The organism is Paenibacillus sp. JNUCC 34 (genome assembly GCF_058269055.1).
In genome coordinates this window covers 769,860-787,174 of record NZ_CM177770.1, presented here as the reverse complement: position 1 = coordinate 787,174, position 17,315 = coordinate 769,860, and the positions used below count along the sequence as shown (strand labels likewise).

Genomic DNA, 17,315 nt, shown 5'->3' with positions numbered 1-17,315 from the left:
AGATTTAGGAGGCTAGGTGGACATGAATATAGAAGACCTTGGAACCATGGTGCACTCCAGTTTCGGACAAGGGGCGGCCATTCGCCAAGATACGGACCTGAAAATTTTCGAAATCGCTGAGCGCCTCCGCTACCAGAATTCCCAGAATTTCATCCGAACCTTCAAAAAAGCTCACGGCATGACGCCGGGAGACTATAGGGTAAGGGGCAAAATCAATTGTTGAAGGATTATGGCTTCACATAAACAGCGGAGAACCTTTATGGTCCTCCGCTGCAACATGATATGCTCGTCCACACCGCCAAAAGTACTGGATGGGGATAACATTTTGGTTGCACATACCCGGAAGGCATGTTATTCTAATATCTTTCCTGAAAATTTCTAATATGTTCATAACCTTGTGTATAATAAAAATGATGCCATTAAGCTTATCCACAGCAACAGCGTCAATTCTAAATAAACTCCTTGGGTTATCCCAAATTGGAGGTTTATTTGCTGTTTCTTCGGAAGTTATCCCACATGTTTTCCACATTGTGTTCACAAACTCTGTATAACTACGTGCAAAAACAGATTATTTATCACGGCAGACTTCCGAAGATGTTCATAACTTTGTGTATACACTTAATCTGAAAATACTTATTCACATATCCACTTCATGTAATTCCGCAGGTGGTATCTACCAGCTTAGCCGGAAACCAATCTCTTGATTCCCGGCACCCAAGCTAAATTTCCGGACAATTGCTAAACTTATTATCTAAATAATCAGCGCTCCCGCCGCACCGGGGGTGTTTAACTCAACCCACGCAATGTACAAGCCTATCAATGCAGCGATGACCACCAATACAGCGGCAAAAAAGGCTAATCCCTTCAAATTACCCGCTGATGGCCTCCTTTTAGTAATTGCTTTTACTTTTACCTTTTTCAAACGAGTATCATCCTCCTTCCTAGCAGGCCGTATTATATATTATGAGCAGCAGATCCTTAAGTTCCCAAAAATAGATTCCCCCCCATTTCATCCACATGTGCATAAAAAACACCCCGGGTTATTTCTCCGGAGCGCTAGGGTATATTTATTCAACTATTTACACACAAGCAGGGGATAAACTGTGCATGAACGCTTTACTTGCGTCCATAATCGGCTTTGATTTCTCCCCAGCTCTTCGTCTGCCATTTCAACACTTTATTTGGATAAGAATTATTCCTCAGCCAATGTTCCGCGCGGTCTACCAGATCCCATATTTCCTTGGTTGACGCATCCCGCGGCAATGTGGAGACAGCCTTTTTCTGTCTAACCCACTTCATAGCGTTCACTGAATCACTATAGACGGTCTTCGTACTTCCAATCTTCTTCAAATAAGCTAGTGCATGAACGATGGCGAGGAATTCACCTAGATTGTTTGTCCCTTTCTGAATCGGACCGCAGGAAAATATGACATCTCCGGTTTGTGTGTCCACACCTTTATACTCCACCGGGCCGGGATTTCCGCGCGTACCAACATCAACGGAAATACTGTCATAATCGATTTCGCCAGGTTCCTCTTGGGCAGTCGTACGGCTTTTCTTCGGTTTTGAGCCTGTACCCGAGCCACTTTGAGATTGCTGACCCCAGAAGCTTTTCCAGCCTTGTGCATATGCCTTTTCGGCTTCTGCCTTCGATTCAAAAGCTTTAAATTTTGCACCGTTGTACTGGTTCACCTGTAGCTGGCATTCACCCCAGCTAGTATATACGCCGGGCTGATTTCCCACCCATACAACATAGTATTTTTGCTTTGCCATAAAGCCCCTCCATCTTAAAGACTAACCTCTCTAGCGTACTATATCAGTAGTCTTGGGGAAGTGCAAAGCCACATCCATATAAATAAAAAAAGCGCCATCGTCTCCGATCCGCTTTTTGTGTTTGATCTTCTGTAATTGTTCCTGTTTCGTCGGCTTTACTCTCACATGTTGTGACAGAGCGCCATAATCCTTATTCGTCTTACGTATGCTTGCAGCACACCAGCTACCGGCACGATCCGCTTTGCGGATGGCCTTTTGAGTTTTAGTACGAGCCATCGTTCCCACACTCCTTTATGATAGTACACTCTTTATTCTACGATATAGAGCCGCCGATTGGAACTGTATCGGTTTATAACTCGTTCATGCTCATGATCTGCGACCTTCCGTAAGCCTAACCCAGAAGCCGCCTTTAAAACTTTTAGGCTCATGGGAGATGATAAATGCATGCGGTGACAGCTTTTTCAGTGTTTCCATTAATCGTCTTTCATTATTTCTTTTTACCAGTACCTGTAATACAAGCCGCTTTCCATCTTTACCATCAGCCGTCCACGAAGTGACGCCATATCCTTTTTCACGCAGCTTGGATGGCAGCTCCATCTCCAGTGAATCTACAAAAACCTGAACAACAAGATAACCTAACGCCAAGTATTCTTCTATAAGACTTCCAATATACACACCCATGCCAAATCCAAGGCAATAGGCGGCCATATTAAAAGGGTTATCCACATTTTGCAAAACGAGATTCAGACCCATCAGATAGACAAAAACCTCAATCATGGACAGAAAGGAAGCCAATCCTCTTCTTCCTTTAATCATCAAGATCAACCGGAGTGTAAAGATGGATACATATACGACGTTAATTCCGATGATAGAACCGATAAGAGCAATTGAAATCATCGTATACGAACTTCAGGCCGATAAATCACAAGCCCTATTCCCTTTAACAAAATCGATAGACAATTTCGGTTCACACGATCTGCTCCTTTTGTATTCCAAAGATTTTCCTTATCCTTTATACTACCCATTTGCACATGTAGTTAACGTTTTATTCTCATAACAAACAGAAAGGACCCTGCAAAGGGTCCCAATAATTCATAAATGTCGCTATATTTACTTAACCGCGCTAGCTGCCTCCTGCTGTTTCATCCACTTCACAAAGTTGTTAACAACTACATCCAGGAACAGCTCGGTTGCTTCATGATTTAAATTTCCTTCTTCGTCAATCTTCTCGTGAACCAGACCGACATACACTTCGTTTCCTGGCAGCAACGGAGAGGAAACACCTGGCGAGAACAGAATATCACGCAAATGCTGCTGCGCGCGAACTGAACCCAAACCTCCCATGGAAGCTCCCATAATCCATGAAGGTTTACCTACGAGCACACGCTCACCGCGTGACAACCAGTCAATCGCATTTTTCAGTACACCTGAAATCGAGTAGTTATATTCAGGTGTGACCCACAATACAGCATCCGCTTCAGATACTTTATGAGCAAGCTCTTTCACCGCTGCTGGAGGGTTAACCTCGATATCCTGATCATAAAAAGGAATTTCCTTCAGGTTCAAAATTTCAACATCCAACTGCTCCTGATATTTATTCTGCACATATTGTGCCAATCTAAGATTGTAGGAGTTTTTACGAGTGCTCCCGACTAAAGCTACGATTTTCATCTGCAAATCCCTCCAAATTATAGAATAATATCAATCACTCAGGCTCATCATTTAGTATACAACTAACTAGATTAAGTATCAAAAGTCTTAGCGCTTTCTGTAAATAGTAGGATTACCAAAGACCAGTTTGGAATTGATGAGCGAAAGTGCCTCCGGGGACTCCTTCATGCCCGAATCCAGCCAGTGCTGGATCACACCAAGCTGTGCCGAAATGGCATAGGCGGAAATATATCCAATGGGGACAATGAGTTGGGCCTCATCCAGATGGGTTAAAATCCCCTGAGACATATTGTCGCGCATTACTGTTTTAAGCTTTACATGAAAAGCCGGATTTCCCTTGGGGCCCAGAATAACCCTCATAAAGTCTGCGTTTTCCTTAACATACGTAAACAGCTCTGTAACAAAGGGTATCGGTTCATTCATGTAATCAAAAGTAGGGAGATCCTCCTTCGTTAATTGCTGTTTTTGACTTCGGATACTCCGAATACCTTCAATGATCTCCTCTTCGCTCTGCTCCAACAGATCATACTTGTCCCGATAGTGCAAATAAAACGTTCCTCTGTTTATATCGGCTCTGGTCGTTAAATCACTTACTGTAATTTCATCAAATGTAATTTCTTTCATTAATGCGGTAAGCGCATCCCGTAAAGCTTTTTTGGTACGAACAATTCTTCTGTCAACGGTATTCTCTTTCATTCAGCGTCACCACCATATGTAAAAATTTAAATATTAGACATCTTAACGTTACTTGTTCAGAAAATAACATTTACCCCCAAATTGTTTATTGCAATGAGACTTAACTGTATTATAATATACTTCATGACTTTTAATGAACAAGATGTTTATTAACATAAGCGTATTCTTGCATCATTTAGGACAAATAATATTGATAACTTGGATTGTCGTGATTGAAGGAGGGATAAACCCGGCGTCTTCCAACCTATGTGCATTATTTTAAAGTAATTGAATTATTGGAGGAGAAATTATGGAAAATGTTAACGGGCGATCTAGTCACTCAACCTCGCTTTTTGGAATTATAGCCATTCTTTTAACGGGTGCCTTCGTTGCTCTTTTAAGCAATACTTTGCTGAACATCGCACTGCCTTCGATCATGAAGGAATTTCACATTGACAGCCCGTCAACAGTACAGTGGCTCACAACGGGTTACATGCTCGTAAACGGGATTATGATTCCGTCAACCGCATTCCTGATCCAACGATTCTCGGTCAGACATTTGTTCTTGGTGGCCATGAGTTTGTTTGCATTGGGTACGATCATGGGCGGATTTGCACCTTCCTTTGCCGTACTGCTGACCGGCCGTATGGTTCAGGCTTCTGGCTCCGCAATCATGATGCCGCTTCTGATGAATGTGATGCTAACCAGCTTTCCTGTTGAAAAACGCGGTGGCGCGATGGGGATGTTCGGTCTCGTCATGATCTTCGCTCCTGCCATTGGCCCAACGCTCTCCGGCTGGATTATCGAGCATTATAAATGGAATTTGTTGTTCCATATTATTTGGCCAATCGCAATCGTAGTGTTGCTGTTCGCTTTCTTCAAACTGAAAGACAAAAAAGAAAAGATCGCCATCAACCTCGATGTCCTTTCGATTGTTCTATCCAGTGTCGGTTTCGGTGGTATTTTGTACGGTTTTAGTTCTGCCGGTGATACCCAGAAGGGCGGCTGGAGCAACTCCGAGGTATATATCACGCTTATAGTTGGTATTATCGCGTTGTTCTTCTTTATTATCCGTCAATTCAAACTAAAGCAGCCAATGCTTGACTTCCGGGTGTATAAATACCCGATGTTCGCTTTGTCGTCCGTGATTTCTGTTGCTGTAAATATGGCCATGTTCTCTGCCATGCTACTCATGCCGATTTACCTACAATCCATTCGGGGTATTTCACCTATGGACTCCGGATTGCTCATGCTTCCAGGTGCGATCGTTATGGGTATTATGTCCCCGATTACAGGGAGACTGTTCGATAAATTCGGAGCTAAGGCGCTAGCTTTAACCGGTTTGACCATTACAGTTGTCACTACTTATTTTTTCAGTCAGTTGACACTTGAAACGTCATACAGCACACTGATCCTCATGTATACCTTCCGGATGTTCGGGATGTCCATGGTCATGATGCCGATTATGACAAACGGGTTGAATCAGCTGCCTCTGAGATTTACTCCTCACGGTACAGCTATGAACAGTACCCTGAGCCAAGTATCCGGTGCCATCGGTACAGCACTGCTCGTTACTGTGATGTCAAACCGTACGAAAACGCATATTGAAACAATGATGGAATCGGCCATGTCGAAGCTGACCTCCAAGCCTTCAGCAGCAGAACTCGAAACGTTAACTCAGCAAATTACTGCTCAGGGTACTGTAGAAGGAATCAACGATTCATTCCTCGTATCTGCCGGGATCATCGTGGTTGCGTTACTGCTGGCACTGTTCATCAAACGTGCGCAGCCTGCTGCAGATCTAAACACAGACAATGCTCCAGCGGCTGAAAAAGCATAAAATACAACAACATTATCTATTAGTACCAGCTTAAACTGAAGGCTCCTGATTGCTCAGGAGCCTTTTTAATATCGTTTTATATAGGGTATTGTACATAATCATTCGTTTGCTGTGGAGTAAACTAAACTACCTCGGAAGCTGCCGGTTTCTCTTTCCACTTCACCGAAAACATCCAGGCAATAAGAAGCATGAACGCTGCGAAGGTATACGGAAAATTAATATTCCAATCAAACAACATGCCTCCAGCAAGAGGCCCGATAATATTACCAAAGCTCGTATAGGTCGAGTTCATTCCGGCAACAAATCCTTGATCCTCCCCTGCCATTCTGGACAGCAATGTCGTTAAGGCCGGACGCAGCAAATCAAAGGCGAGGAACATGACAAAGGTTGTACCTAAAATCAGCCAATAGCTTCTGACAAAGATGGAGATAATCAGGAATACAGCGGAGATCAATAGAAACATCTGGATCAGCTTTCTTTCCCCAAACATCTGAACAAGCTTACCAAACAAGAAGATTTGAGCAATGGTTCCCAGGATCGCACTTACGATCAGAATCGTTGCAATATCTTTAGGTGTAAAACCGAACTTGGAATCCACGAACAGACCGAATACCGTATCAAATGCAGATAGTCCAAAGGATAGAACGAAAATAATAATAAACGGGATAAAGTACACCGAATGCGTAGATTTTTTTAACTCTTCAAAAATGTTAATTTTCGCTTTTTTCTCTTTGTTAATCTGCAACTGCTCCGGAGATAACGGCTCCTTTAACATAAAGATAGAAAAAATCGCCGCACACAAAGCAACGGCAGCTGCTAGGAAAAATGGAACCCGGATTCCCAACTCGGCAGCATATCCGCCAATTCCCGGACCGATGATAAAACCCATACTGATCGATGCGGAAACGTACCCGAGTGCTTTAGGTCTTTCCTCCATCGTTGTAATATCAGCCACAAACGCAGTAACCGCCGGCATAATCAATGCAGCACTGATCCCTCCTAGTATTCTGGACAGGAAAAGAACCCACACATCGCTACCCACTGCAAAAATCAGCTCAGAAACGGAAAACAGAAATAACCCGATAACAATCAGTTTTTTCCTGCCAAATCGATCGACCCAAATCCCCGCGATAGGAGATGTAACAAGCTGGGCAATGGCAAAGAGTGAGATGAGATACCCCATGATTTCACCAGAGAAATGAAGCTCTCTCATGAGGGTGGGCATAATCGGAATGACAAGACTCATGCCCAGAAAAGCGATAAATAAATTCGTTAATAATAAAATTAATGGTCCTTTTTGCTTGATATTCATATTTTTAACCTCATTCTTAGATTAACTAAAGTACAAAAGACAAGATGCTCTGCCAGAAGGAGGCTGTCTTCAGTAATATTCCGAACAACACTTATCCACAGGAGAGCCCTCTCCAATAAATGTCCCAAGAGATCCGCAAAACCTTATCAAAGGCTTCCGGAGTTTCATAAAAAAGCTGTACCACGACGCCGTCCATAAACATAACAAACGACACTGCTGCATCTTCTGGGGAGACTTGAATAACATCCTTGTGGTCGATAAAAATTCTTTCCAACAGTAGCTCAAGGTGTGAATAATAATTTCGGCAGCTGGGCTGAAACACCTGGCATAGATGAGCAGGCGGCATAAATGCCATCAGAAGCATAAACGACAAATTGTCATTTGACAGATAACGCTTTTTATAGTCTATAAGAAAGGTTACCAAGATCTCATTCAACGGTTTGGTTGATTTCTCCCTAAAGTAACGTTTCAGGAATTCAATTTCTTCTTCTATAGCTTCCTCATTCATCTTAAGGACCAGTTCATCCTTGTTCTTAAAATAGTGATATAGAGATTGCTTCTTGATGCCAGCCTCTTCCGCGATTTTGGACAGCTTGGTTCCTTCATATCCATATAAAATGAAATGTTTCATCGCAATTTCTTTGATCATTTCTTCATTCATAGCTCTCACCACCTCACCACATCTATTTCAAAAATAAATCAACATCAAAAACTAATTCATTACAGCTTAACAGGGCATCGTTCATTTTGCAATTTTTTTCTTTAACATCGGTCAGTCTAGATTATAAATATCCCATACATATAGGATTATTTGTTATATAACATAGACTGACTATAGTCAGGTAATTCATGATATTCGCATAAGTATGCACTTTACTCCGATGTTTATACTTTCTTATCTTTTAAAAAAACTGAGCAGAATCAGGGTTCCCCCTGCTTCCGCTCAGTTATTACGCACCATTTCCCATTATTATGTTACAAGGATTCCATCATATCTTCGAGCATCAGCCACACGACTTTAGCCGCCTGCTCGCGTGTTGCCATTCCTTGAGGGTTAAATCGGTCATCTTCCATTCCAGTAATTATAGCCGCCTTGTGAAGACGTTCTACCGCTTGCTTCGCATAAGGACGAATGTCCGCACTATCACTAAAGTGTGCATTATATTGCTCCGACTTTTCAGCAAGCTCAATACTTGCAGCATCTGCGATCCGGCTTGCAATCACAGCCATCTCTTCTCTCGTGATCTGCTGATGAGGTTCAATTGTGGTTTGTCCCTGGATAAGATCAAAAGCTTCCATCATCAGCTTCAGGTACTCGGCACGGGTCACATGATCATCAGGCGCAAACTGGTTTTTCGTTCTACCTTCAACAATTCCTCTTGCGGACAGTTGATCAATGTACTTTCGGGACCAGCGGTTCTCTTCAACATCATGAAAGTTCACCTGTGCCTGTTTAGTAACATATCGACCGAGCTGATGACTAACCATATAAACTCTTTTCTTAACCGCATCATACCTTGAAGACTTTATAGGCTTAAGCTTGCCGTCCGGTTCAAGCAAGTACATGATCATCATATCTGGGGCTTCACCAGCTGCAAGTTCATAAGGAATAACAATCTCAAGTGCTCTCTTATGTGTGAAGTCAGTTACTTTCTTATTGTTCTGATAAATATAAAACTCGTATAACGGCACACCCTTAAGATGTGAAAGATTGCTGGCCTCCCCTTGTGTTCGGCTCAGCTCAAGCTGCAACACGGAGCCTGTAGCATTATTGATCGCATCCAGTTTCACCGCCATATCGGCAATCTCTGATGTCAGTCTGATCTTCCCCACCCTGTTGTTCTTCGCCGTTTCCACGGCCGTGACTGGAAGCAGAACGCTCCATCTATTCAGTCCTTGAACTGCAGGCAGCTGGATAACAAGCTCGTGAATACCAGCAGCGGCTGCTTGCTCAGCAGCTTTCTTATAAACATCATCCTTTATTTCTAGTTTTGCTACCCCATTTTGCAATTTAACACTAGCCGCATTCACTTGAATCCGGCCATGCGTCGCATCCTGCGCAGATGTCTCACTACCTTTTGACGCTGTTCCCGTCTCTGCAGGAGGATTTCCAGGGCCGGGTGATCCCGGAGCTCCTTCGCTATTTCCTCCGCCATGTTCGCCACCATTACCGCCGCTGCCCGTACCTGTAATCGTAATCTCGATTGAGTTCGACTCCACTACCGTACCGTTTAATCTTACGGCAGCCTGAATGCTGACATTACCCGGTTTTAGTGCCTTTATCATTCCTTGTTTGATAGACACCGCTGCCGGATCGCTAATTGTATACGAAATCTCGGCGCCTGACAGTTCCTTGGTGGTACGTCCTTTTTCCAGCAACGCTCTTAAGGATAACAGAGACTCTTCACCAACCTTGATAGTGGTATTCGAAGCTGAAAGTTCAGCGCCTGTCATTTTTAGAATGAGTTCAGGAATGGAATATTTATGAAGAATCGTTCCATCTGCTGTATACATATAAAAATGTCCAAAATCATCCTGTGCGACTTTCTGGACTTCAGTTGCCAACACGGTCACTTTTTTCGTATCGACATTCACTTTGAAGAAGTTCCCTCCAACCGTCGCATACACATGTCCGTCACTGCCTGTTATCATTGAGCCGTCAATCCAGCGCCCAGCTGCAGCCGGAAATTCATCCTTACTGTAAATCACCTTGCGCTGCTCCGGGTCAAATACGAACAATGCCCCGTTGGACAGTCCCCAGATGTTTCCGTCCGGTCCGATATGAAGTGCCGTAATCGATTTTTTGCCGGGGACAGGAACCATTTCAAATACTTTCTCCTTCTTGTGTACATCCCACATAAACAGAACAGCTTCCGAAGCTGCAGGTGTTCCTCCCTGTCCGCCATAAACGGAGCTTCCTCCGTACACAATCCCGCCTTTATATACAAGCGAGAGAATACTTTGATCCGGTACGAGGTTCCAATACACTTCCGGTGCTTTCCGCTCAGCAAGATCATATACCGCCAGCACCCCGCCAAGAAGGCTGTTCTTTGGAACGGTACCAACAAACAGCTTATTCAGCTCCTCTGAACCAGCCATTCCAAACGGCCGATCCTGTAAGGTGTAACTCGGAATCTGTTCGTTTTTCGACAGAGTGAACAAAAGGTTCGGATTCAGCTTATCGGAATTGTCACGATTCCATGGCTTGCTCAGATCATACTCGTATATTTTGGCATCCGGGTAGATACCAAAATACATTTTGTTATGAATGACGGTAGTTCCTTCGCTCTGACTCAAACCATTAAGATACATGCTGTCTCCAGTTGTCGGCGTATAGACTCCCACGTTACCGGCAAGATACCCGGTTGTATAGATTTTGCCATCGGGACCTTTCTCAATGTCGTGAATCTTCACAGGCTCCGCTGGCAGCATCACATCCGTCAGCTTCACATTTCCGGTCTCTAGATTGTATTTGAACATTTTACCGCCGTTGCCTGACAATCCGACCAGACTGTAACCAGGGAAGCCTTCCTCTTGAAGTTCCACATAGCCGTAGCCGATTGCAGCACCCTCGATGCTTACGCCAAGAGAGCGGTACGTGTCTGTACTCAGGTCGTACTCATACAGCATCCCGTTCAATCCCGCATAATATAATTTGTTCGCTATTGGAGACTTCGGGGATACACCGCGTGAATAGTTGATCAGCTCGAAGCCCTTCTCCCCAGTATCTCCATTCGTCAGTTGAATCTGTTCCCCGCTCTTAGCATCCAGCACAAACGTTTCAAAGCTATTGTTCGCTTCCTTGCGTGCAAATAACTTTCCACCGACCAAATTGAGATCATAGACCGCAATGATGTTCTTGTATTTGTCTGGCAAAAGGTCCCGCTTCACGCCAGTCGCAATGTCGTACTCCACAAGCCGTGCCTCATTGCCGACACCCGCGTAAATCTTATGATGCTCCGGATCATATACCGTAACACGCGTCCAGCGTTCGCCCTGCGTCTTGAACGCCATAGTGCCATAATCGGTGAACTTATTCGTGGCAGGATCATACTTATAAACGCTGCCGGACGGGTAGTTCCCTCCGTACATTTTTCCGTCCTTACCGCTGTCCATCGGGTACAGTACGGCATCCTTGGTTGGCAGCGGATGACCCAGATTGATCATCTCGTCCGTATCCGGCAAATAACGGTATAACAGTCCCTTATTATAAGCACCGAGATACACTGTTCCATCGGTTGATACTTTCACAGACCAGGCTCCCTCTGTGTTCTCAAGCGGCATGCTTTTGAGCACTTTCTCCGTTCTAATATCGATTACCGTAAATACGGACGGCGCCCCTTGTACAACCGTGTAAATCACATCGCGCCCATCGGCGTATTTTCCAATATCACCTCTCATAATAGTCGCCTTGCGAACCTGAACCCCTAGATTCTGTCCGACTTTAGAAATGGAGTTATCCGGAACCGGAACTTCTTTCTCTAGATGATTGCCCTTAATGAATTTCACATCATCCACGTAATACGTATACGATTTCTTCGCGCTGCCAGCGAACATAACTGCCGCGTAACTGGCTTCTGCCGGAACGACTGCCTCCACCTCATTCGTAAACCAAGCCGAGGTAGGCTCTGACATAATACTGTAATGCTGTTTGCCCAGATACTTGCCACTGGAATCAAAATAACGGACATACATATCAGCCGAGCCGTATTCGATAAAGTTCCGGGCTTTCGCCGTATACGTAACCCCCGGTTCTACTGGAATCAGATCACTGATCACATTCAGATAGACATCCGGTGTATTCTGAATTTTCAAACTTTTATTCCCAGATGACGATTTCTCATCGGTTACGCTGTAAGACCCGCTATCTGTAGCTTCGTTGAACTTTTTCCAGCCGGGAACGATGCCATTCGTCACGTCCTCTTCAAAACCTCCGTTCTGAACCGATTTCAGCAAGCTGACATCGTCGATATAAACCTGGAAGCTTTTCTTGGAACCTGTGATGACCGATACCTTTGCTGTCTTCCCGCCAGGCTGCACTTTGAACGTACCCTCAGCCAATCCCCATTTGCCGTCCGCCAACACGGGCAGCACATTAACATACAGATGGAAGTTCGAGCCTGTAGGTCCGGGAACCAGCTTTCCACTCTCATCATAAACATAGACGTAGAAGCCTTCCAGTTGACCGCTCTGCAAGAAAACGCTTGACGTCAGTGTGTAGCTCTCTCCCTCTTTCACATTCATTAATTCACTCTCTATATGAACAGCAGGACCAACATTAGCCTGATTTTCAAGGTACAAGCTGTTCTGCCCTTCAAAAGCAAGAGATTGACTTAGCAGGGCATGCCCCCCTTTTACTGTCCAACCGGGAATGGTTGACTCAGCGCCTGACTGTTCAAACCCTCCATTCTTCAAAAAAAGCCCGGGATCCGTCCCCATCTGCTCTCCCGGATTCGGATTTACTGCTCCACCTTTTTCCACGCTAATATCGTCCCAGTAGCTGATGCCCGATGCATTTTTGCCCGATACAAGAACGACAGACACAGACATCGCCTCAGCCGGTGCAACTGCCTTGACCGTCAACTGCTGCCATTGTCCAACTGGCGAGCTTGTAAAGTTCGGATCGTGTACTACGATACCTCCTTCAGAGGCTGGTATAAGAGAACCACCCTGTTTATAAAACCGCATCTGCAGCTGTACTGAGCCGCTTTCTACATAAACGTAAGCTCCTGTTCTATATTCGGTCAGCGGTGTGATGCCTATTTTACCGCTCTCTACACCCATATTGACTTTATCGTTATCTGTAATTTTTAAGCTGTATGAGCCTGAGTTGTAGACGGCATCGGTTACCGAAATCTCACCGTTCATACCCACGCCGAACGTCTGTGTCCAACCAGGTACAGCTCTGTCTGTGAGTGGCAATTCAAATCCTGGATTTTCCAGATTTAACGCATTTTCTGGTATAATTTCGGCTGCTTCCGCAGGCTTTACTAAGCCCATGGATGATAAAAGCATACAAAAACTAAGCATCAGACCGAATACCTTTGCGCTTAATGACCTGTTCAATATTAATATCCTCCTCTACCGTTACAAACTCTGATCCGGGCCATGCTCGAAAGCAATTTGGACCTCAAAAAGCTTATATCATCCCTACCTCACCTTCTTTCCTGATGTAAGCACTTACAATGAAGTACGAATAATATAGCATCGAGTTAAATACAGGACTTATACATGTATTTTATATAGATAAAACTAGCTAATGTTTGCCATGTTTTTAAGATTAGTGAATAACCCTAACCCCTTCCTCCGTGCAGCGTTCTGACGTTCCGACCACAACAAAAATCTCCCAAAGCTTAAAGCTTAGGGAGACCAAATTAATAATATGATTATCGATCCAGTTTTACAATCGTTTTGTATAGAACCTTTGCTGCTTTTTCAATATCTTCTTCATTTGTAAATTCTTTAGGATTATGACTGATTCCATCTTTAGATCGGACAAAAATCATGCCAACAGGGAAGTTTTTCTTAAATTGCATGGCGTCATGGCCGGCCCCGCTTGGTAGTGATACAACGTTCTCACCTATTGCTTGAATACTTTCTTTAATCGCATTTTGAATATTTTCATCACACTGAACTGGCTCTACACGCTGTAACTGGGTGACATGCAAATGTAATTGACGTTCCTTGGCAATGGTTTCAGCAAACTGCTTAATGTCATTTTCCAGTTGATTGCGCTTGTCTTCATCTATATCTCTAATATCAACAGTCCATTCAACCTCACCAGGAATTACATTTACGCCATTGGGTTTAACGATTAATTTGCCAACAGTCGCCACCGAAGAATGATATTGCTTCGCCATTTTCTCAACTTCAGCAATGACTAAACTTGCTCCCACTAAAGCATCTTGGCGTTGGTTCATTGGGGTCGCTCCTGCATGTTCAGCCAGCCCTACTAACTGAAATTTCAGCCATAAAGGTCCTGCGATTCCCGTTACATTTCCAACTGCCGTATCACTGCGCTCCAGCACTTTTCCTTGTTCGATATGAATTTCTACATAACATTTAACATTGTCTAATTTAGCGCTGGAAAGAGGTCTCCTCTCTAAACCATAGTTGGCGATGGCTTGCTCAATCGTTACTCCGTCTTCATCCATTCTCAACAAATCGGTTGTTGATAACGTCCCTGCAATCGCTCTGCTTCCAATCATGCCAAATCCAAATCGGGTTCCTTCCTCATCTTTAAAAGCAATGACTTTCACGGGATGTCTGAGAGCAATTCCTTGTTCCTTCAAAGAGTGAATAACTTCGATAGCTGTTAACACACCTAAGCTACCATCAAACCTTCCACCGTCAGGCACGGTATCTATATGAGATCCTAATAAAATAACAGGTAGATCTTCCGAGCCTGCTTGACTTCCGATAAGATTACCAACCGCGTCGTAATGAACGGTTAGCCCCGCTACTTTCATATATTGCGCAACAAGTTCGTTCGCTCTTTTTTCATCATCCGTATAAGAAAAGCGATTGATTCCCCCATCAGCCGTTCTTCCTATTAAGGACAATTGTTCGATATGTTCGCTTAATCGTTGTATATTAATCATTTGACTCAGATTCCTTTAATTTGAATCTAAAATGACAGTTGCCTTCTTTTAACACATACTGATCATGTTCGACTTCAAATTTATTGTTGTATCCGCGCGCAACAGCGGGGTCAATCATTTCACAATATAAAATACCATATTCGTGCATGTTGTCATCCGCCCATTGCTGACCAAAAGGACATGCCGTAAAGTTCTGCTCGATTTCCTCAGGCTTAATATCGGACGTATAGGTGAATAAATCACTTCTACCCATATCATAATTGGACAAGTAGTTATAAATTGTATTTTTCTCCCCATTCGTACGAGCCCTTTGCGCGATTCCTCGGCCGCGTTCTTCACCAAATGTGCGAACCCCTTCACGAATCGTATCCTTTCCTTCATCGTCAAATTCATCAACGACCGCTTTGCTCAGCTGCGCAAATAACTTAGCCATTAATGCATAGATCGTCAGATCTTTATATTTATTCTCAGTATGATGATAACTTGGAATATATTCGAATAATGTATGGTTTTCGCCATCAACAGTTGCTGTTTTAGCAATGTCTTCTGCATCTTTATATCCGAAACGTTCTACTGCTTGTTGCATAAGGTCTTGTCCTTGTTCACCGTATTTAGAAACAACTGCTCTTTCTACATGTGTAAAAAGTTTAGCTGTGATCGCGTACATCGATAGTGGCGGGATGATGATTTTAGTTTCATTCATAGTAGACACTCCCATTTATATTTTCTTATAAGCATAAGGGAACATTGCATTATATTAATAATCATTATTATATAGCCTATACTTATTAAATTCAATTTAATTCATATGAGTTTACTGAGAATTATTTTTTTATTTATTATATTAATTTATTGACAGATCATCGTACGTAGCTTAGATTTATATAAAATCATATAAGTTTACTATGAATTAAAAGAGGGGAATCGCATGAACGTTACAGGCAGCTTTGTGATTTATGCAGAAATCGTAATATATTTACTGGCTATGTTAGGAATCGGCGTTTATTTTAGTAGAAAAAAGTTAAATCAACATGATTATTTTTTAGGCGGAAATAAATTACCTGGTTGGGCATTGGCTTTTTCAGAAAGAGCAACAGGTGAATCTGCGTACATGTTTTTAGGCGCGGTTGGTTTTATTTATGTGACTGGTCTATCGGGTATTTGGATATTGTCTGGCATGTTTTTAGGGGTAGTTTTTTCCTGGCTATTTTTAGCGCGGAAATTTATGAATGAAAGAAAAAAATATAACGTCTTTACGTTGCCGGATTATTTAGCTGTTAAATTTCCAAACCACAGCAACATAATTCGGGTATTATCCGCTTTAATTATGGGGGCATTTTCCGTCTTTTATATTGCAGGCCAATTTTCAGGTACGGGTAAAACACTTTATTCGATTTCCGGTGTGGATATCACAATTGGAACTATAGTGATTGCATTAATTATCATTGCCTACTCGTGCATGGGAGGCTTTATGTCCGTTGTATGGACAGATACGGTACAAAGCTTTTTAATGGTGTTAACATTTATCATCGTTCCGATTGTGGCGTTTATCCAAATTCAATATCAGGATTTATCCATCTCTCATGCTTTGACTGAAATGGGGGATGGCGCTAATAACTGGTTTGGAGGATTAACAGGGTTGGCGTTAGGAGCCATGTTGATGACCAACTTTTCGTGGTTCTTTGGTTGGCTTGGCGGACAACCTCAATTAAGCTCTCGATTTATGGCGCTGACAAATGAAAAGGAACTGCGCACAGCGAAATGGGTCGCTTTTATCTGGACACTTATTGTTTATGTAGGCGCGTTTTTAGTAGGGATTTTCGGTTCCGTTCTTTATAAACAAGGCACGATAGATGATGCCGAAATGATATTGCCTTATATGGTTTCGGATTTATTGCCTCCTTGGGTAGCAGGAATTATTATATCCAGTATATTGGCTGCCATTATGTCCACAGCCTCCTCCCAACTATTGGTGGTAACTACATCAGTAAGTGAAGATATTATTCATAAATCAATGGGAATTAAGATGAAGAGCAGCACTTTAGTTAATTTATCTCGTCTCGTCGTTATTATAGCTGGGATATTAGGTCTTATCATTTCATTATGGTCTGATTCCATCATTTATGGTGTTGTAAGTTTTGCTTGGGCAGGCATAGGCAATACGTTTTCTGCTGTCATATTATTAATTTTCTTCTGGAAAAAGATATCGGGTATTGGGGTAATCGCAACGATTATTACAGGTTTTCTCAGTGCGATACTATGGTCGATTTCACCACTGGAAGCGATTGTTTCTGCGAAATTCAGTACTTTCTTCATCTGCCTCATAATTGGTATAATTGCAAGCTTAATATATCCCGATCGTAAATCAGTTTCTGTGCAAATTGAGCAAAGTACTGTTTAATTGATTAATTGATAAACGCCCTCGGCGTCCTTGAGAAGGACG

At 43.1% G+C, this 17,315-nt stretch carries 13 protein-coding genes and 1 pseudogene; 3 read left to right on the top strand and 11 right to left on the bottom strand.

Annotated features, from left to right (window positions below; genetic code table 11):
• Positions 1–109: 109 nt before the first annotated feature.
• A pseudogene (locus tag AC2TF5_RS03460) lies at positions 110–223 on the top strand (helix-turn-helix domain-containing protein); the annotation flags it as partial.
• Positions 224–751: 528 nt separating this feature from the next.
• Here AC2TF5_RS03460 and AC2TF5_RS03455 read toward each other — a convergent pair.
• From AC2TF5_RS03455 to AC2TF5_RS03430, 6 genes are all read right to left on the bottom strand, one after another.
• On the bottom strand, positions 752–922 hold the full coding sequence (locus AC2TF5_RS03455) for a hypothetical protein (RefSeq protein ID WP_491300879.1): 171 nt from the start codon (positions 920–922) through the stop codon (positions 752–754).
• 194 nt (positions 923–1,116) lie between these two features.
• A complete protein-coding gene (rnhA, locus tag AC2TF5_RS03450; protein WP_491300878.1) occupies positions 1,117–1,773 on the bottom strand; it encodes a ribonuclease H in 657 nt (218 codons plus the stop codon).
• A 30-nt stretch (positions 1,774–1,803) separates the two neighbouring features.
• Positions 1,804–2,049, bottom strand: coding sequence for a ribosome rescue factor BrfA (gene brfA / locus AC2TF5_RS03445; protein WP_491300877.1), 246 nt, complete (start codon positions 2,047–2,049; stop codon positions 1,804–1,806).
• A 90-nt stretch (positions 2,050–2,139) separates the two neighbouring features.
• The gene (locus tag AC2TF5_RS03440) at positions 2,140–2,670 is read right to left on the bottom strand and encodes a DUF2179 domain-containing protein (protein WP_491300876.1); all 531 of its coding nucleotides are present in this window, start codon (positions 2,668–2,670) and stop codon (positions 2,140–2,142) included.
• A gap of 213 nt (positions 2,671–2,883) precedes the next feature.
• Positions 2,884–3,444, bottom strand: a complete 561-nt coding sequence (locus AC2TF5_RS03435) for an NADPH-dependent FMN reductase (protein WP_491300875.1) — start codon at positions 3,442–3,444, stop codon at positions 2,884–2,886.
• Between the two features lie 87 nt (positions 3,445–3,531).
• A complete protein-coding gene (locus tag AC2TF5_RS03430) occupies positions 3,532–4,140 on the bottom strand; it encodes a TetR/AcrR family transcriptional regulator (RefSeq protein ID WP_491300874.1) in 609 nt (202 codons plus the stop codon).
• Between the two features lie 289 nt (positions 4,141–4,429).
• On the opposite strand from AC2TF5_RS03430, the gene AC2TF5_RS03425 reads away from it, so the two are divergent.
• A complete protein-coding gene (locus AC2TF5_RS03425; protein ID WP_491300873.1) occupies positions 4,430–5,959 on the top strand; it encodes a DHA2 family efflux MFS transporter permease subunit in 1,530 nt (509 codons plus the stop codon).
• A gap of 121 nt (positions 5,960–6,080) precedes the next feature.
• On the opposite strand, the gene AC2TF5_RS03420 is transcribed toward AC2TF5_RS03425, so the two are convergent.
• The 5 genes from AC2TF5_RS03420 to AC2TF5_RS03400 all read right to left on the bottom strand — a co-directional run bounded on the left by AC2TF5_RS03420 (position 6,081) and on the right by AC2TF5_RS03400 (position 15,575).
• Positions 6,081–7,271: an MFS transporter gene (locus tag AC2TF5_RS03420; RefSeq protein ID WP_491300872.1), complete on the bottom strand. Its 1,191-nt coding sequence runs from the start codon at positions 7,269–7,271 to the stop codon at positions 6,081–6,083.
• Between the two features lie 91 nt (positions 7,272–7,362).
• On the bottom strand, positions 7,363–7,932 hold the full coding sequence (locus AC2TF5_RS03415) for a TetR/AcrR family transcriptional regulator (RefSeq protein WP_491300871.1): 570 nt from the start codon (positions 7,930–7,932) through the stop codon (positions 7,363–7,365).
• A gap of 314 nt (positions 7,933–8,246) precedes the next feature.
• Positions 8,247–13,337: an S-layer homology domain-containing protein gene (locus AC2TF5_RS03410; RefSeq protein WP_491300870.1), complete on the bottom strand. Its 5,091-nt coding sequence runs from the start codon at positions 13,335–13,337 to the stop codon at positions 8,247–8,249.
• 320 nt (positions 13,338–13,657) lie between these two features.
• A complete protein-coding gene (locus AC2TF5_RS03405) occupies positions 13,658–14,872 on the bottom strand; it encodes a Zn-dependent hydrolase (RefSeq protein WP_491300869.1) in 1,215 nt (404 codons plus the stop codon).
• Positions 14,865–15,575, bottom strand: coding sequence for an L-2-amino-thiazoline-4-carboxylic acid hydrolase (locus AC2TF5_RS03400; protein ID WP_491300868.1), 711 nt, complete (start codon positions 15,573–15,575; stop codon positions 14,865–14,867). The genes AC2TF5_RS03405 and AC2TF5_RS03400 overlap by 8 nt, the downstream gene beginning before the upstream one ends.
• 225 nt (positions 15,576–15,800) lie before the next feature.
• On the opposite strand from AC2TF5_RS03400, the gene AC2TF5_RS03395 reads away from it, so the two are divergent.
• Entirely contained in the window at positions 15,801–17,273 is a 1,473-nt protein-coding gene (locus AC2TF5_RS03395) for a sodium/proline symporter (protein WP_491300867.1), read from the top strand.
• The last annotated feature ends 42 nt before the right edge of the window (positions 17,274–17,315 follow it).